The organism is Pandoraea cepalis (assembly GCF_902459625.1).
Taxonomy (GTDB): Bacteria; Pseudomonadota; Gammaproteobacteria; order Burkholderiales; family Burkholderiaceae; genus Pandoraea; species Pandoraea cepalis.
On sequence record NZ_CABPRY010000015.1, the window covers coordinates 46,727 to 62,698 of the forward strand.

Annotated in this window: 14 protein-coding genes and 2 tRNA genes; 6 read left to right on the forward strand and 10 right to left on the reverse strand. The window is 61.9% G+C overall.

What is annotated here, in order from left to right; all coding sequences use genetic code 11:
* The first annotated feature begins 69 nt into the window (after positions 1 to 69).
* The 3 genes from PCE31107_RS21395 (at position 70) to PCE31107_RS21405 (ending at position 2,375) form a co-directional block, all read left to right on the forward strand.
* Positions 70 to 1,293: a CaiB/BaiF CoA transferase family protein gene (locus tag PCE31107_RS21395; RefSeq protein ID WP_150610596.1), complete on the forward strand. Its 1,224-nt coding sequence runs from the start codon at positions 70 to 72 to the stop codon at positions 1,291 to 1,293.
* Positions 1,294 to 1,451: 158 nt separating this feature from the next.
* Positions 1,452 to 1,526 (forward strand) — tRNA-Arg (locus PCE31107_RS21400).
* A 402-nt stretch (positions 1,527 to 1,928) separates the two neighbouring features.
* Positions 1,929 to 2,375 carry a glycosyltransferase family 9 protein gene (locus tag PCE31107_RS21405; protein ID WP_150610597.1) on the forward strand — a complete coding sequence of 149 codons (447 nt, stop codon included), beginning with the start codon at positions 1,929 to 1,931 and terminating at the stop codon, positions 2,373 to 2,375.
* A gap of 35 nt (positions 2,376 to 2,410) precedes the next feature.
* Here PCE31107_RS21405 and PCE31107_RS21410 read toward each other — a convergent pair whose 3' ends face one another.
* The 5 genes from PCE31107_RS21410 to PCE31107_RS21430 all read right to left on the reverse strand — a co-directional run bounded on the left by PCE31107_RS21410 (position 2,411) and on the right by PCE31107_RS21430 (position 6,581).
* On the reverse strand, positions 2,411 to 2,884 hold the full coding sequence (locus PCE31107_RS21410; RefSeq protein WP_130026471.1) for a WbuC family cupin fold metalloprotein: 474 nt from the start codon (positions 2,882 to 2,884) through the stop codon (positions 2,411 to 2,413).
* Between the two features lie 161 nt (positions 2,885 to 3,045).
* Entirely contained in the window at positions 3,046 to 3,258 is a 213-nt protein-coding gene (gene rpsU, locus PCE31107_RS21415) for a 30S ribosomal protein S21 (protein ID WP_017231887.1), read from the reverse strand.
* Between the two features lie 367 nt (positions 3,259 to 3,625).
* Positions 3,626 to 3,982 carry a hypothetical protein gene (locus PCE31107_RS21420; RefSeq protein WP_150610598.1) on the reverse strand — a complete coding sequence of 119 codons (357 nt, stop codon included), beginning with the start codon at positions 3,980 to 3,982 and terminating at the stop codon, positions 3,626 to 3,628.
* Positions 3,983 to 4,179: 197 nt separating this feature from the next.
* Positions 4,180 to 6,009, reverse strand: a complete 1,830-nt coding sequence (locus tag PCE31107_RS21425; RefSeq protein ID WP_174966752.1) for a DEAD/DEAH box helicase — start codon at positions 6,007 to 6,009, stop codon at positions 4,180 to 4,182.
* Positions 6,010 to 6,504: 495 nt separating this feature from the next.
* A tRNA-Pro gene (locus PCE31107_RS21430) sits at positions 6,505 to 6,581 on the reverse strand.
* A gap of 177 nt (positions 6,582 to 6,758) precedes the next feature.
* Between PCE31107_RS21430 and PCE31107_RS21435 the strand changes: the two genes are divergently transcribed.
* Complete coding sequence (locus tag PCE31107_RS21435) at positions 6,759 to 7,235, forward strand: SixA phosphatase family protein (protein WP_150610612.1); 477 nt, start codon at positions 6,759 to 6,761, stop codon at positions 7,233 to 7,235.
* 187 nt (positions 7,236 to 7,422) lie between these two features.
* The gene (locus PCE31107_RS21440; RefSeq protein ID WP_130027893.1) at positions 7,423 to 8,250 is read left to right on the forward strand and encodes a GNAT family N-acetyltransferase; all 828 of its coding nucleotides are present in this window, start codon (positions 7,423 to 7,425) and stop codon (positions 8,248 to 8,250) included.
* Positions 8,251 to 8,367: 117 nt separating this feature from the next.
* On the opposite strand, the gene ppx is transcribed toward PCE31107_RS21440, so the two are convergent.
* Positions 8,368 to 9,912 (reverse strand): exopolyphosphatase, encoded by a 1,545-nt coding sequence (gene ppx, locus PCE31107_RS21445; RefSeq protein WP_150610599.1) that lies wholly within the window; start codon positions 9,910 to 9,912, stop codon positions 8,368 to 8,370.
* 152 nt (positions 9,913 to 10,064) lie between these two features.
* Between ppx and ppk1 the strand changes: the two genes are divergently transcribed.
* The gene (ppk1, locus tag PCE31107_RS21450; protein ID WP_150610600.1) at positions 10,065 to 12,185 is read left to right on the forward strand and encodes a polyphosphate kinase 1; all 2,121 of its coding nucleotides are present in this window, start codon (positions 10,065 to 10,067) and stop codon (positions 12,183 to 12,185) included.
* A 50-nt stretch (positions 12,186 to 12,235) separates the two neighbouring features.
* On the opposite strand, the gene phoR is transcribed toward ppk1, so the two are convergent.
* The 4 genes from phoR to pstB all read right to left on the reverse strand — a co-directional run bounded on the left by phoR (position 12,236) and on the right by pstB (position 15,919).
* Entirely contained in the window at positions 12,236 to 13,579 is a 1,344-nt protein-coding gene (gene phoR / locus PCE31107_RS21455; RefSeq protein ID WP_130026475.1) for a phosphate regulon sensor histidine kinase PhoR, read from the reverse strand.
* Between the two features lie 91 nt (positions 13,580 to 13,670).
* Positions 13,671 to 14,372 carry a phosphate regulon transcriptional regulator PhoB gene (gene phoB / locus PCE31107_RS21460; RefSeq protein WP_130026476.1) on the reverse strand — a complete coding sequence of 234 codons (702 nt, stop codon included), beginning with the start codon at positions 14,370 to 14,372 and terminating at the stop codon, positions 13,671 to 13,673.
* 36 nt (positions 14,373 to 14,408) lie between these two features.
* Complete coding sequence (phoU, locus tag PCE31107_RS21465; RefSeq protein WP_017231896.1) at positions 14,409 to 15,116, reverse strand: phosphate signaling complex protein PhoU; 708 nt, start codon at positions 15,114 to 15,116, stop codon at positions 14,409 to 14,411.
* 20 nt (positions 15,117 to 15,136) lie between these two features.
* Positions 15,137 to 15,919, reverse strand: coding sequence for a phosphate ABC transporter ATP-binding protein PstB (pstB, locus tag PCE31107_RS21470; RefSeq protein WP_130026477.1), 783 nt, complete (start codon positions 15,917 to 15,919; stop codon positions 15,137 to 15,139).
* Positions 15,920 to 15,972 lie beyond the last annotated feature (53 nt).

The following is a 15,972-nucleotide window of genomic DNA, read 5'->3' on the forward strand; positions in this document are numbered from 1 at the left end:
TGCAAAACAATGTTCCGCGCGCAACATCGGGACAGCGATCAAACAATGAAACCGAGGAGAGAGAGGACGATGGGTGCGCTGAGTCATATCCGGGTGCTGGACCTTTCGCGCGTGTTGGCCGGCCCGTGGGCCACACAGAATCTGGCCGATCTGGGCGCGGACGTGATCAAGGTCGAGCGTCCCGGTGTCGGGGACGACACGCGCCGATGGGGGCCGCCTTATCAGCGCGACGCCGACGCACGCGAGACGGGCGAAGCCGCCTACTACCTCGCCGCAAACCGCAACAAGCGCTCGCTCACGTTGGATATCGCCTCTATCGAAGGGCAGGCTATCGTCAAGGCATTGGCGGCGCAGAGCGACGTGATCGTCGAGAACTATAAAGTTGGACAGTTGGCGAAATACGGGTTGGATTACGCTTCGTTGCGCACCATCAAGCCGGACCTCGTCTATTGCTCGGTGACCGGCTTCGGCCAGGATGGTCCCTATGCGTCGCGCGCGGGCTACGACTTCATCGTGCAGGGCATCGGGGGCTTCATGAGCATTACAGGCGAGCGTGACGGCCTGCCCGGCGGCGGCCCACAGAAGGCGGGCGTCGCGATTGCCGATCTGATGACCGGGATGTACGCGACCATCGCCATCATGGCGGCCCTCACGCATCGTGACCGCACGGGCGTGGGTCAATACATCGACATGGCGCTGCTGGACACGCAGGTGGCGACGTTGGCGAACATGAATACGAACTATCTCGCAAGCGGCGAGGCACCAGTGCGTTGGGGCAACGCGCATCCGAACATCGTGCCGTATCAGACATTCCAGACGGCGGACGACGGCTGGATCATCGTGGCGGTAGGCAACGACGGCCAGTTCCGCAAGTTCGTGGAGGCCGGCGGCGAAGCGGCACTGGCGGACGACGCGCGTTTTGCGACGAATCCATCGCGCGTGCGGCAACGGGAAGTGCTGGTGCCGATGCTCGCCGAGATGGTGCGCAAGTTCGGCAAGGATGTCTGGATCGACAAGCTGGAAGCCGCAGGCGTGCCTTGTGGGCCGATCAACACGTTGCCGGAGGTGTTCGCGAATCCGCAGGTGAAGGCGCGCGGCATGGAGGTGTCGTTGCCGCATGCGTTGGGGGGTGTCGCTCGGGTGGTGGCGAGTCCCATGAAGATGAGCGAGACGCCGCCGCTTGCGCACTCCGCACCGCCCACGCTGGGACAGCACAGCGACGACATCCTGCGCGAACACCTCGGATTCGACGACGCCAGGATCGCGCAGTTGCGCGCCGAGGGTGTGGTTTGACGCGGCCACGCCCGCATACACAACCGACGTGTTCGGCGACGCGTCAGCGGCATGAGCCAAATCGCGATCGCTGTTTTGACGGTGTCGCGCAAGATCTTTTTGTTATACTCTTGCGCTCGCGAGACTGTAGGATGCCTGCGTCAAACCGTCATCGCGCCCTCCCTGTAGTTCAATGGATAGAACGAGTGCCTCCTAAGCGCTAGATACAGGTTCGATTCCTGTCGGGGGGACCATATACGCATTTGGCGCATCCCAAGAATGGCCGAAATGCCCCGCGTAGCCGGGCTCGCCGGGGCATTTTTTTGCCTCCGCCCGATGCGATGGTCATGCCGGCGTTCCGCTTTGGCGCCGCGCTTCGCAGCGATTCACTACAGCCCGCCTCCACAACAGCACCTCTTCTCAGACCGCGCCAGCATCGGTCACTTCAAATATTTTGCCTTCAGGCAAAAGCATCTGCCCCGTTGGCAAAAGTGACGTCGAAATGCAATGGCCTGCCTCCTCTATCATGTCGGGCGTGACAGCTCCCCGGTATGCCGTAGGCGCGGCGTTACCGTGCCATCTGCCCGGCGCCGTGATCTCGCCGGTCCTTGCCCTCTTTTCGATGCCAAGATTCGCATGACGAATCCCAAGCGCCCGTGGCACGCGGCACCGCCCGATTCACAGCGCTAGCACCGCTGCTCCGCGTACCGGGCGTTTCCTGGGTACCCCTGGGTCGGCCCACGTGCGACACGTCCCGCGCCATTCCGCCCGAAACCGTCGACTGGATCGACTGGCGCGCCGACTGCGATGATCTGGCCGACGAGGCCTCGCTCATCGACAATCTGGATCTGGTGATTTCTTTAGACACCACACACGCGCACTTGGCCACGGGTTTGGGCGTGCCGGTCTGGCGGTTGCATGCCGCGGCGACCACGTCGTTCGGCAACGAAGCCCGACGCGAACCATCTGTCAGCCCCGAGGGCGTCACCGATGCGCGCGACCTTCACCCACGCTTCGCCGGAGATGATTGGCACAGCGCCATCGACGCGGCGACCCAGGCACTGCTCGCCATGGCCGCCGGGTTTCAAGGCTGGACGCGCTAACCGCCGAAAGTGTGCCGCAGCGACACCTCCGTCCGTCAGGCGGCCCAGCGGTCGCCCACCTGCGCCGTCTTGACCCATTCCATGAACGCGGCCGCCTCGGGCGTGTCTGCCGGCGCCGACCAACCCGCGTAGTCCGACTCGACGAACGGCCGATACGGGCCGTGCTTTACCTCGAAAATCACGGCCCCCGGGTCCAGCGAAAGCACCGTGTGGAAGGTGCCCTGCGCCGTCTCCGTTACGCTCGTGTCCTCGCCCAGCACCTTGCGGTCCGTGACAACGCCTGCCTCGTCAAACGTCAGAACGACAAAGCACCCGCGCAGCGCCGTGAGCAGTTCCCATGTGTAACGATGCAAATGCGGGCGAATGTACGTAGCAGGCTCCATCGCAATGGCCAGGCGCTGAATCGGATCGTCCAGCGACGCGTGCAAGTTCTGGTTCATACGTGCACGCGGCGACTGCTCGGCTTGCTGGGTCAGCGCGTCGAGCGCGGCAAAAGTCAACGTTTTCATAGGGGAATCATGGGGAGTCTGGGGAATGAAGCCTTCGCGGCATCGCGGCGACGGCCACGAGTGTAGCAAATCGATGATCGCCGCTCGTCCATAAAAAAACCCGCCTGTCGGCGGGTTTTTCACTTCACACTTCACCGCACCCATAGGGCGCAACGCCGTGCTTAGTACATCTTCTTCTTCAGGGTCTGGCTGCGCAGACGCTTACGCAGACGGGCCACGGCAGCAGCCTTCTTGCGCTTGCGCTCGGCCGTCGGCTTTTCGTAAGCCGCACGTGCCTTGACTTCCTTGATCAGGCCCGTGCCATCGATGGCGCGGCGGAAACGACGCAGTGCGACTTCAACGGGTTCACCGTCTTTAATCAGAATCTTGGTCATGCAATAGCTCGTATAGTGAATTGGCTCGCGAGAGCCGCAAATTTAACTTACCGGGCAAAAGCACCCTTCCCCGCCCTGCAAGAGACATCCCCTGCCAGGCACGACGAACGGATTTGCCACGGACTGCACTACACCACATCCGGCGGGACCGCGAATCACCTCCTCTGCGATCTCCCGATTGGCTTTCAACGCCCGGCTCGCTTACCGCGAACCCCGCATTGCGCCTTCCAGACTGGCTGAACGGTTGATTGATGGCAAAGCGGCACACTCATCGTTCGTCAATGAGGACCGCCTCCCTCGATGCCCAAGTTTTGGACAAGGTCGGGATTATACACACAAATCTCGGAAAATGTACATGATCGGATTGTCAGCGATCGACAGTGGCGACCGTCGGCACTTTCACGACCTTGGGCTTTGTCGTCCTGACGGACTTCACACCGATCGCCGCCTTTGCAGGTTTGAGAGACTTGGCCGCCTTCGCTGCCGCCGCCAATTCGAGGTCGATCGTGCGCTTGAGCCCTTCGATGATGGGCGCGACCAGGTCGTCGGCAAAATGATCGAACCAACGCTTGGCCTGCAGGAGCTTCTTTCCGCCAAGTCGCCGCTTGTGATCCGCATCGTCGGCAAGCACCTTGGCCGAGAGTCGCGCGCGCCCCTTGGGCAGGCGTTCGAGAACGGTAACGATGATGAACCCGCGATAAGGCGTCTTTTGCTCGGCAGACATATTGCCCCCTGATGTACCCGCCTTGCGACGGGCCCGGACCGGATCGAAACCACGATCTGAATGACGTGAATGAATCCGATCGTACCACGACGCAATCTGCATACCCACAGGCAGGCGATCGACGCGGAAGGTTCGCGTGAGCGACGGAGGCGACGGGCCACTTTCCGCCGCACATTCACTACGCGCCCGATCCGCGCTCAGGAAGTGACTGGCAACGCATTCTCAGGAAACAGCTTGCGCATGAACAGAGAATCCCCGCTACCAGTGACAAGGAGCCGGTGAGTCGCGCGTGTCGCCGCAATGTAAAAGAGGCGAGCCTCTTGCTTCAGATCGGCGTCATCCAGCGACATCGCTCCGACGCCGGGCACGGCCACGAACGGATACTCCAGGCCTTTGCTGGCGTGCATGGTCAATAAGGTGACCGCGTCCGCACTGGGAGAGAACCGCTTGCGATCTCGCTGTTGCCACTGGTAGGGGATTCGCGCCTTCGCCAGCGCGTCAACGCACGCCTGGCCGACACTCCATGTCCGATAGACGATCGCCATGTCCTGCCACGCCGTGCCTTGCTGATGCGCCTGGCCCATTTGCTTCGAAATGGCTTCGGCCTCATCGGCAATCGACGGAAGTTTGATCAGCATGGGTTGCGGCCCCTCTCGCCCACAGCTGATCGGACGAATCAAAGGCACCCCATCGTCGTCAGTGGCCTTCGCGTCCAGAATGTCCTCGGCCACGCTCGCGGCAAGCGCGAGTATTTGCCGCGTATTCCGATAGTTGATCTTGAGAATTGTCGTGCGTCCCTGCGCCTGCACGCCAACGCTCTTGAAGCTGAATCCCTGCCGCTCGGAACGATTGAAGATCGATTGTGCGTCGTCATACAGCACGAGCAAATGACGGCATTCCGGCGAGACCATTTGCACGACTAGCTTGAACCACGACGGCTCGAAGTCGTGGCCCTCGTCGATCAGCACGGCGGCGTACTGCGCCGCGGGAATACTGCCTCGATCAACGGCGTTGATCACGCACTGAACGAGTTCCGCAAAAAACCGTTCACCCGCCCCTTTCGGGCGCGTGACGTGATAGGCGTTCAATTGATCCGAACACCAGCCGTGAAAATGTCGGACGATGACCTTGGCCGACAAGCCCTTGGCCTCCATTACCGATTGGATCTTTCGGGAAAGTGGCTCGCTGAAACAAAGCACCAACACGGGCTTGTCCGATTGCGTCGCCAGATATTCGGCGCGATAACCGAGGATCATCGTCTTTCCCGACCCTGCCACGCCGTGAATGACGCGGTGACCATCGCCCAGGCTACATGCCAACTGCTCCTGCTGCACGTCCATGACGGCCATGATGTCGGGCAATTCGATCTGATCCGACAGCAGGTCGAGCTGGGTGCCTTGCACGCGCACTTCCGGGAAAAGTATCCATCGAAATCGATCGATCTGCGGCAACGTCAGTTTTTCGCGGAACTGGAACTTGAACATTTGCCACAACCGGGTCTGAAACGCTTCCGCGTCGACAGACTCGGTCATTTCGTCAGCGCAAATGACTCTCGAAGGCTCGAGTGCATGCCCCAAACCGCCATCCGTGAATTGCTTGCGCGTCATATTCGGCAGCACAACGCCGAACGTCCAGGGCAGCCGCAATTTCCCCTCGTAGGCGTGCCCTGGCGGATTCACCAGTTGCGGATCCCGCTCAAGCGCGTTGACGATTTCGAGCGTATATCGACGCGCCTGCTCAAGCGGACTGATGACGGTTTTGGGGCCGTTGCAGCCCAGAATTTGCCAGTCGCCGCGATCGGCACGCAGGACGGTCGTAATCTTCCAATCCTTGACTTCGAGTATGAGCAACCCACGCTGAGGGTGCAGCACCACAAAGTCCGGGTACGACTGCATCGTGGCGACGGGAACGTCATACCAGATCAAATAGTCGTCTTCGAGCTTCTGCTCCAGCCGCTCGGCGAGTCTGCGTTCGCCGGGCTGCATTCTGCCCGCGCATGAGGACAGAGAGGGAATGATCGTTGCCATGCGCCTCCAAAATCTAACGAATTCAGCCGTCAAAGAATCGATGTGTCTTTTTTCAAGTTATCCGGCTTTCGTTATCGTTTGCAAGGCCAGCGCGTCTCATCGAAACGCCAAGAACGTATGCACACCGTCGTCACAGGTCGCCCCGAGGCGGTCGCGCGTCTAGCGCGGACGCGACGAGCCAATTAGCCCGTTCGTATGAATATCGGATACATCCCAACCGGAAGTCTCGCTCGGCGGTTAAGCCGTTCGACAATGCGAGATACGCGATGCGCGTCCACGACCGCCGCGCCAACTTACATTGGTCTACTAATCAACATGGAGGCAAGAGACCGTCATGGCACGCAAATGGCATGCCCAGCGCGCCGCAGCGGACACGCACAGCGAACCACGCGGCACATGCACACGCGCAAGACGTTGTCGCTAAAGTCGTTGGGAAATTACAAGGGCAGAGATTAGGGACAATAGATGTTGCCTGTCCCAACCCCTTGAATTTAGTGGTCGGAGCGATAGGATTCGAACCTACGACCCTCTGATCCCAAATCAGATGCGCTACCAGGCTGCGCTACGCTCCGACGAAGAGCACGCATTCTAGTGGGTTCGGCGCACCGCGTCAAATCAATGTGCTCTGCGTCGGCATTTTTCCATCCACCGCTGGCACAATAGTTGTCTCGCAGCGGCTCGCCGACGGTCATGCCGTCGCCACGAAACCCCGTCATAGTGGGAGGTTCACCATGTCCGAACCTGTGTCGATGAACCTGATTCTCTGGCGTCACGCCGACGCCGAAAACCTGCCAGCCTCCCTCGCCCTCAGTGCCCAGGCCGATCTGGCCCGCGAGCTCACCGACCGTGGCCGCAAACAGGCTGAAAAGGCCGCCCAATGGCTGCGCCCGCGCCTCCCCGAAGATGCGCTCATCCTCTCCAGCCCCGCGTTGCGGGCGGTCCAGACCGCCCAGGCGCTCACCCCCACACCGCGCATCGTGCGCGATCTCGCCCCCGGTGCGAACGCCATGACGCTGCTGGGGACCATCGGCTGGCCCGGCAACGTCCAGACGGTCGTGCTCGTCGGTCACCAACCCGCCCTCGGCCAACTCGCCGCCCTGCTGCTGACCGGCCAGGAAGCCTACTGGACGATCAAGAAGGCCGGCATCTGGTGGCTCTCCTCACGCCGCCGCGAAGAGGAAAGCCAGGTGGTCGTGCGCGCCGTCGTCAATCCTGACCTGCTCTGAAGCGCATGCGACGGCGACGCCCCCTCTCCGCCCCCCCCCGTGAATTGGCTGGCGCAAGGCGCCCAAAACGCGCCCTGACAGCGTGATACCGAAAGTTTTGTCATAGAATTGTCACTCACCGTTCACGGAATCGACATTGATGCTTTTTAAAGTACGTCGCAACGCGACCGTCAAACAAAGGGCCTTTATGCGCGACCTGCCGAACCCCACCATGCCGCTCTCTTCGTTGACCCCCACCTCGCGGAGGCGTCTTCCTCGCCCTGAAACGCCTGTCAAGCCGAATCTGGGTGTGGCGTGGGCACGCGACGAAAGCGAGCTTCGGGAAGCCCAGCGCCTGAGATACCACGTCTTTGCCGAAGAAATGGGCGCGTCGGTCAAGGGCCCCGCAGGCCTGGATGTCGACGAGTACGACCAATACTGCGACCACTTGATCGTGCGCGATCAGGATTCGCTCAAGGTGGTCGGTACCTACCGCGTATTGCCCCCGGACCAAGCCAAACGCCTTGGCCGTTTGTACTCCGAAGGGGAATTCGATCTCTCGCGGCTGGACCATCTGCGCCCGAAGATGCTCGAAACCGGTCGCTCATGCGTGCATGCGGAATACCGCAACGGCGCCGTCATCATGGCGCTCTGGAGCGGTCTGGCCGAGTACATGCTGCGCAACGGCCTGGAGACGATGCTCGGTTGCGCCAGCGTGCCGATGGCCGACGGCGGCCACTACGCCGCCAGTCTCTATCGCAAGCTGCAGGACACCGCCATGGCGCCGGCCGAGTATCACGCCGTGCCGCGCATCGCGCTGCCGGTGAGCGAGCTGCAATCGACGCTGGAGGTCGAGCCGCCCGCTCTGGTCAAGGGATACCTGCGCCTTGGCGCCCGTATTTGCGGCGCCCCGGCCTGGGACCCCGACTTCAACACTGCCGACTTCCTCACGCTATTCCGCCTGTCTGATATCAACCCGCGCTACGCACGCCATTTTCTTGGCGCGGAACTGCTGAACAAGCTCAAACAGGCCTGATCGCCTGCCGCCTCCTCGCAAGTCGTCCGTCTCGCCAACGGGCACGACGAAGCCCGGCAGATGCCGGGCTTCGTCGTTTGCCCCCCCGCCTTCAAGAGGCGAGCTGGCCCTCATGCGTCAGGCGTACACGACCTTGTAGCGCATGCCGATCTTCTCCCACTCCTGCGCCTCACGCTGCAGGCTGTAGTCGGTCAGCGGATTGGCGTCGATCCACGCACGCGGCACCGACACCATGAAGCCATCGCCAAGCCGTTTGACCTCGATGGCGTCCGGCAACGCATCCGTGCGGCGGCGACAAAACAATACCGCCAGGCGCAGACAGAACAACAGTTGCCAATCGACCTGCTGCGCCTGCGATGCCAACTTGCCCAGCTTGCCGACATGCCCCAGCAGCAACTCGGCCAGCCGCGCCTGATCGGGGCGCGAAAAGCCCGGCATATCCGCATTGCTGCCGATGTACGCCGAATGTTTGTGGTACGCGCTGTGCGAGATCGACAACCCCATCTCGTGGAGCGACGACGCCCAGTTGAGCAACGCCTCGCCTTCCCCGCGACCGTCGTCCAGATCCCCCGCCGCGCCGTCGTCTTCGAGCACCTCGACCGCCTCGACCGGCAACTGGCGATACAGCCGAATCGCCAGGCGTCCTACACGCTCGGCCTGGGCACGGTCCACGCCATACCGGCGCACGAACTGCTCGACGGTCACCGCCCGCATATCCTGATGCTGCGTACGCCCCAGCAAGTCGTACATCACGCCGAGCCGCAGCGCGGCGTCGGTCGTCTCCATATGCTCGACCTCGAGTTCATTGAAGACGGACAACATGATGGACAGGCCGCCCGGCAGCACCGGAATTCGATCCTGCTTGAGCCCCGCCAGCTTGAGGCGGTTGGCGTTCTCTGCCTTGATGAGCGCGCGCTTGAGGCGCTCGAGCCCACCGCGCGTGAGGCCGTGCAAACCGCCGTCGTTGAACCCATTGGCTTCGAGCAATTCGGCCAGCGCACGTGCCGTTCCCGACGAGCCGATCGCCTGCGACCAGGCGGCGTCACGATACGTCGCCGCAATGATCTGGATCTCGCGACGGGCGGCCAGTTCGGCCTGCTTCATCGCGTATTCATCGACGTTGCCGCTGGGAAAGAACTGCCGGCTATGACTCACGCAGCCGATATACAGGCTCTCCATGATGAGCGGCTCGTAATCCTGCCCGATGATGAATTCGGTGGAGCCCCCCCCAATGTCCACGACAAGCCGGTTACCCTGGCACGTCGGCACCGAGTGCGCGGCGCCCGCATAGATCAGGCGCGCCTCTTCCCGCCCGGCAATGACTTCGATGGGAAACCCGAGCGCGTGCTGTGCCTCACCGAGGAAATCGTCCGCGTTCTTGGCGACACGCAGCGTATTCGTGGCCACCGCGCGGACCTTGTCGGGATGAAATCCCCGCAGCCGCTCGCCGAAACGCTTGAGAACGTCCCAGCCGCGTTGCTGCGACGGATGATCGAGGTACTTCTCGTCGTTCAGGCCCGCCGCCAGCCGAACCGGCTCGCGCAGCGCATCGACCTGATAGATCTGCGTGCCGGCGGACGTTTCCTCCACGCGGCCGATGATCAGGCGAAAACTGTTCGAGCCGAGATCGACGGCCGCTAACAAGGGCGAGGGAGTACTCATGTCGGGATGCGCCTGAGCGAAGAGTGCCGGAGTGGAGAACGTGTCGCACAAAAAGCATGACGCGCACTCGACAAATAAATGACGAATACGCTACAAATGGAATATGACACGTCGTTGACAAATGTGAACGTCATATAACGGTAACAATACGGATGAAGAATTCACACCAATCCCATGTCTTTCGCACGGTCACCATGAATTATCCGCTGCTCAACCGCGAGCTGGGCATCCTGGCGTTCAACGAACGCGTGCTTGCCCAGGCGGCGGATCCGGCCACGCCGCTGCTGGAACGCCTTCGCTTCGTCTGTATCGTGAGTAGCAATCTGGATGAATTTTTCGAAATCCGCGTCGCCGGACTGAAGGAGCAGATGCGCGAAAATCCGGGCATGCTCACGCCCGACGGCATGACGTTCCAGCAAGTTTACACGCAAGTCTGCGCCCGGGCACAGGCGCTGATGGAAAAGCAGTACGCAATGTTCGACAGCCTGCTGCCGCGTCTCGAAACCGAAGGCATCGCGTTTCACCCGTCCGGTCAGTGGAACGACGCTCAGGTCGAGTGGGCCCGCGACTATTTCCAGCGCGAACTCGTGCCAGTCCTCACACCGATCGGGCTCGATCCGGCGCACCCATTCCCGCGCGTGCTCAACAAGAGCCTGAACTTCGCCGTCGAACTCGAAGGCAAAGACGCCTTCGGCCGCGACGCCGAACTCGCCATCGTTCAGGCCCCGCGTGCCCTGCCCCGGCTGGTCCCCATGCCTGCGGCGCTCGCCCCCCTGCCCAACAGCTTCGTGCTGCTCAGCTCGCTCATGCTGCGCTTCGCCAGTGAACTGTTCCCAGGACTCACGGCCAAAGGCTGCCATCAGTTCCGCGTCACACGCAACAGCGATCTGTTCGTCGACGAGGACGAAATCACCAACCTGCGCACCGCGCTGCAAGGCGAACTCCCGGCCCGCCATCTCGGCGACGCCGTACGCCTCGAAGTCGATGCCGGTACACCATCGCGCCTCGTGCGGCGCCTCCAGACGGAGTGCGGCCTGGGCGACTCGGACTGCTACCGCGTCAAGGGCCCCGTCAACCTCGTGCGCCTGATGCCCCTGCCCGAGATGGTCGACCGTCCGGACCTCAAGTTCGCGCCGTTCGTGCCGGCGCTGCCCAAGCGCATGAGCGCGTCGCCGTCAATCTTCGACGTCATCGACCAGGGCGACCTGCTGCTGCATCACCCGTATGACAGCTTCCAGCCCGTGCTGGAGCTGCTGCTGCAAGCGGCTCGCGACCCTGACGTGGTGGCCATCAAGCAGACGATCTACCGTACCGGCAACGAATCCGCACTGATGGACGCCCTGATGGAGGCGGCCCGCAACGGCAAGGAAGTCACGGTCGTGGTGGAACTGCTGGCACGCTTCGACGAGGAGACCAACATCAACTGGGCAGCGCAGCTCGAAGCGGTCGGCGCGCACGTCGTCTACGGCGTGGTCGGCCACAAGTGCCACGCGAAGATGCTGCTCGTGGTGCGTCGCGCGCACCAGGGCAAGAAGACGTTCCTCAAACGCTACGTCCATCTCGGCACCGGCAACTATCACCCGCGCACGGCCCGTCTGTACACGGACTTCGGCCTGATGACCGCCGACGAGGCGCTGTGCGCCGACGTCCACGTCGTCTTCCAGCAACTGACGGGCATCGGTCGGCAGACCCAGTTGCAGGGCCTGTGGCAATCGCCGTTCACGATGCACACGCATCTGCTCGAAGCGATCCGTCGAGAAACGGAAGCAGCGGCTGCAGGCAAGAAAGCCCGCATCATCGCGAAAATGAACGCGCTGCTCGAACCGACGATCATTGCCGAGCTTTACAAAGCGTCGCGTGCGGGAGTGAAAATCGATTTGATCGTGCGCGGCGTGTGCTCGCTGCGCGCCGGTGTACCGGGCCTTTCCGAGAACATCACCGTGCGCTCGCTTGTCGGGCGCTTTCTCGAACACCATCGCATCTATTACTTCTATGCGAACGGCGACGAAAAAGTCATGCTTTCAAGCGCCGACTGGATGGAGCGCAACTTCTTCCGACGCGTGGAGGTGGCTTTTCCGGTACAAGACAAGCGCCTGAAGGCCCGCGTGATTCGCGAGGGTCTGATGGTGAACCTGCGTGACAACACCGCCGCATGGTTGATGCGTCCGGACGGCACCTACGTGCGTCGCAAGCCGGGCAAGACGCCGTTCAACAGCCAGATGGCACTGATGCACGAACTCGCACAGCAGGTACAGATCGGCACTCGCGGCTGACCTGACCGGTCAGCCGTGCGCGTGTACCGTGCGCGCCGAGTCGCCCAGGCTTAGCCGTCTACGGTCAATCGTGGCGGGATGGCGTCGACCGGCGCGCGCTGCGCCACGCGCGTGGGCGGAAACTGGATGGCGAACGTGCTGCCGTGCCCCACCTCGCTCGTCACCTTCAGATCGGCCTGATGGCGCGTCAGCACGTGCTTGACGATCGCGAGGCCGAGGCCGGTGCCGCCCGTATCGCGCGATCGGCTGCGGTCGATACGGTAGAAGCGCTCGGTGAGCCGAGGAATATGCTCCGCCGGAATCCCCAACCCCGAGTCGGTCACGGCGAAGCGGGCACCGCCGTCGTCCGTCGGCCCCCATTCGATGCGGATCTTGCCGCCCGGCGGCGTATAGCGCACCGCATTGCTGACGAGATTACTGAACGCGCTGTGGAGTTCGCCTTCGGCACCACGCAAATCGAGTCCGTCGGCCTGCGTGACTTCGATCACATGCTGCCCCTGCGAGAGCCCTTCTGCGTCGCTGCGTAGCGAGCGCATCTGCATGCCCATATCGATGCGCTCGTCCGGCGGCGGCTTGCCGCTGCCTTCGAGCTTCGCCAGCGTGAGCAGATCGTTCACGATGTTCTGCATACGCGAGGCCTGCTGGCGCATGATCTCGATATAGCGCTGGATCTCCTCAGGGGAGAGCGGCAGCTCGCCGACCGTCTCCAGAAATCCGGAGAGCACGGTCAGTGGCGTCTTGAGTTCATGCGAGACGTTGGCCACAAAGTCGCGACGCATCGAGTCGGTGCGTTCGAGATCGGTCACGTCGAGCGAAATCATGAGCTTGCGGTGGTCGCCATACGGGAACACCTGCATGGAAAGCACGTTGTTGCGCTTCTCGCCCATGTGGTGCATGAGCAGCGCCTCGTCGTAGCGCTCCGAGGACAGGTAGTGCACAAAGGCCGGTGTGCGCAGGAGATGCGTGATTTGCTGACGAAGATCACGCTTGGCATCGATACCGAAATGCGACTCGGCGATCGCATTGCACCATTCGATCTGGTTGTGCTCGTCGAGCATGATCACGCCGTTGGGCGATGCCTGGATCGCCTGGATGAAGCGAGCGTGCTGTTGTTCCACCTGCTTGACCTGGTTATGCCAGCGCTTGGCCAGCTTGTGCAGCCGGTAATAGATTTCCCCCCACAACCCGAGTGCACTCGGCACCTCACCGTAGACCGGGGCGTCGAGAAGACGCCAGAGGCGTTGGGCGTGGTAGACGTTGAAGAGGACTTGCGTGACCAGCAGGACGATGGCCGTAATGTAGCCCACGCTTGCGCCAAAGAACCCGCCGACAGCCGTCGAGACGGCGGCTTGCAGGATCAGGAACGTCAGCGCACGGGCCCAGATGATATTCATAGACGATGCACAGGGGTTTTGCCGCCCGCGACCCATGGGACAAGGGCGGCATTGGCACGGCAGGCCTCGCCCGAAGGCGAGGCGCGATGCCTCAAGCCGACTTCGTCAAGCGATAGCCGCTGCCGCGTACGGTCTCGATCATAGCATCGTGGCCGGCCGGCTTGAGCGCGGCACGCAGACGCTTGATGTGCACGTCCACCGTGCGCTCTTCCACGAACACGTGATCGCCCCACACCTGATCGAGCAACTGCGAGCGGCTGTGCACGCGCTCCGGATGCGTCATGAAGAAGTGCAGCAGACGGAATTCCGTCGGCCCCAAGTCCAGCTTGATGTCGCCGCTTGACTGGTGGCTCGTGACGCGATGCGTGGCCGGATCGAGCTTCAGGCCATTCACGCTCACCGCGTCTTCGGTCAACTGCGGCGCACGGCGTCGCAGCACGGCCTTGATCCGCGCCATCAGCTCCTTCGGCGAGAACGGCTTGGTGACGTAATCGTCCGCGCCGATCTCCAGGCCCATCACCTTGTCCTGCTCTTCGCTGCGCGCGGTGAGCATGATGATCGGCACGTGCTTGGTCCGCTCGTTCGCCCGAAGCTCACGTGCGAACGTCACGCCTGACTTGCCTGGCAGCATCCAGTCAAGCAGCACCAGGTCGGGCAGCACGTCACTGATCAGCGTGAGTGCCTGCTCGGCGTTGTAGGCCCGAATCGGATAGTGACCCGCGTGTTGCAGATTAACGGAGATCAGCTCGGAAATCGCCGGCTCGTCTTCCACGATCAGAATGCTGCTGGGCATCGGTTTCCTCTCAAACCTTCAATAATGTCGGGCCGTTCATTCGCCTTGCACTTGGCGCTGCAGGTCTTCGCGCGAAATGTGCCGGACGTCGGTGCCCTTGACAATGTAAATGATGAATTCCGCGATGTTCTTCGCGTGATCGCCGATGCGCTCGATCGCCTTGGCAATGAACAGGAATTCCAGGCCCGCCGAGATGGTGCGCGGATCTTCCATCATGTAGGTCACCAGCTTGCGCACGAAGCCACGGAATTCGTTGTCGATGGCCTTATCGTCGCGCACGATCTCGGCCGCGGCCACGATGTCGAGACGCGCGAACGCGTCGAGCGTTCGGCGCAACAACTGGGCGGCCATGTCGCCCGAGAGTTTGATCTCGGCGAAGTTCACGGTTTGCGCCGCGCCGTCTTCCAGGAGGTGACGGGTCCGCTTGGCGATCTTCTCGGCCTCGTCGCCTGCGCGCTCGAGGTTGGTGATCGACTTCGAGATCGAGAGCAGCAGGCGAAGATCGCGCGCGGTCGGCTGACGACGGGCAATGATCTTGCTGCACTCTTCGTCGATCTCGACTTCCATGGTGTTCAGGCGCTGCTCGGTGGCGATCACTTCGTCGACCAAGGCACGGTCGAACGTGTTGAGCCCCCGCATGGCCGTCACGAGCTGCGATTCGACCAGGCCGCCCATTTCAAGAACGCGCGAGCAAAGCTGATTCAGGTCCGAGTCGAACTGGCTGGAAAGGTGTTTGTCGTTCATATCGAAATTCCTCGTGGGCATCAACCGAAACGGCCGGTGATGTAGTCTTCGGTCTCTTTACGGTCCGGCTTGATGAAGATCTTCTCCGTTTCCCCGAATTCGATCAATTCGCCCAGATACATATAGGCGGTGAAGTCCGAGCAACGTGCCGCCTGCTGCATGTTGTGCGTGACGATCACCACGGTGTAGTCGTCCTTGAGTTCGGCGATCAGCTCTTCGATACGGCCCGTGGAGATCGGGTCGAGCGCCGAGCACGGCTCGTCGAGCAGCAGCACTTCCGGGCGGATCGCAATGCCGCGCGCAATGCACAGTCGCTGTTGCTGACCGCCGGACAGGCCGTAGCCCGACTGTTGCAGCTTGTCCTTGACTTCGCCCCACAGCGCCGCCTTGGTCAGCGCCCACTCCACGCGGTCGTCCATTTCCGAGCGCGAGAGCTTTTCGAACAGGCGCACACCGAAGGCGATGTTGTCGTAGATCGACATCGGGAACGGCGTCGGCTTCTGGAACACCATGCCGACCTTCGCGCGCAGCAGCGCAATGTCCTGCTTCGAGGTCAGCAGGTTTTCACCGTCCATGTTGATCTCGCCCTCGGCGCGTTGCTCCGGGTACAGCGCATACATCTTGTTGAACGTGCGCAGCAGCGTCGATTTGCCGCAGCCCGATGGGCCGATGAAGGCCGTGACCTTGCGGTCGGGAATGCGCAGGTTGATGTTCTTGAGCGCGTGATATTTGTCGTAGAAGAAGTTCAGGTTATTGACTTCAATCTTCGAGGGCAGTTTGATGTCTTGCGTCGGATTCGTCATGGTCGTCTTAACCGTCAGGTATGCGTGGTGTCGTCGCGTTGTGTCGTCTCGCG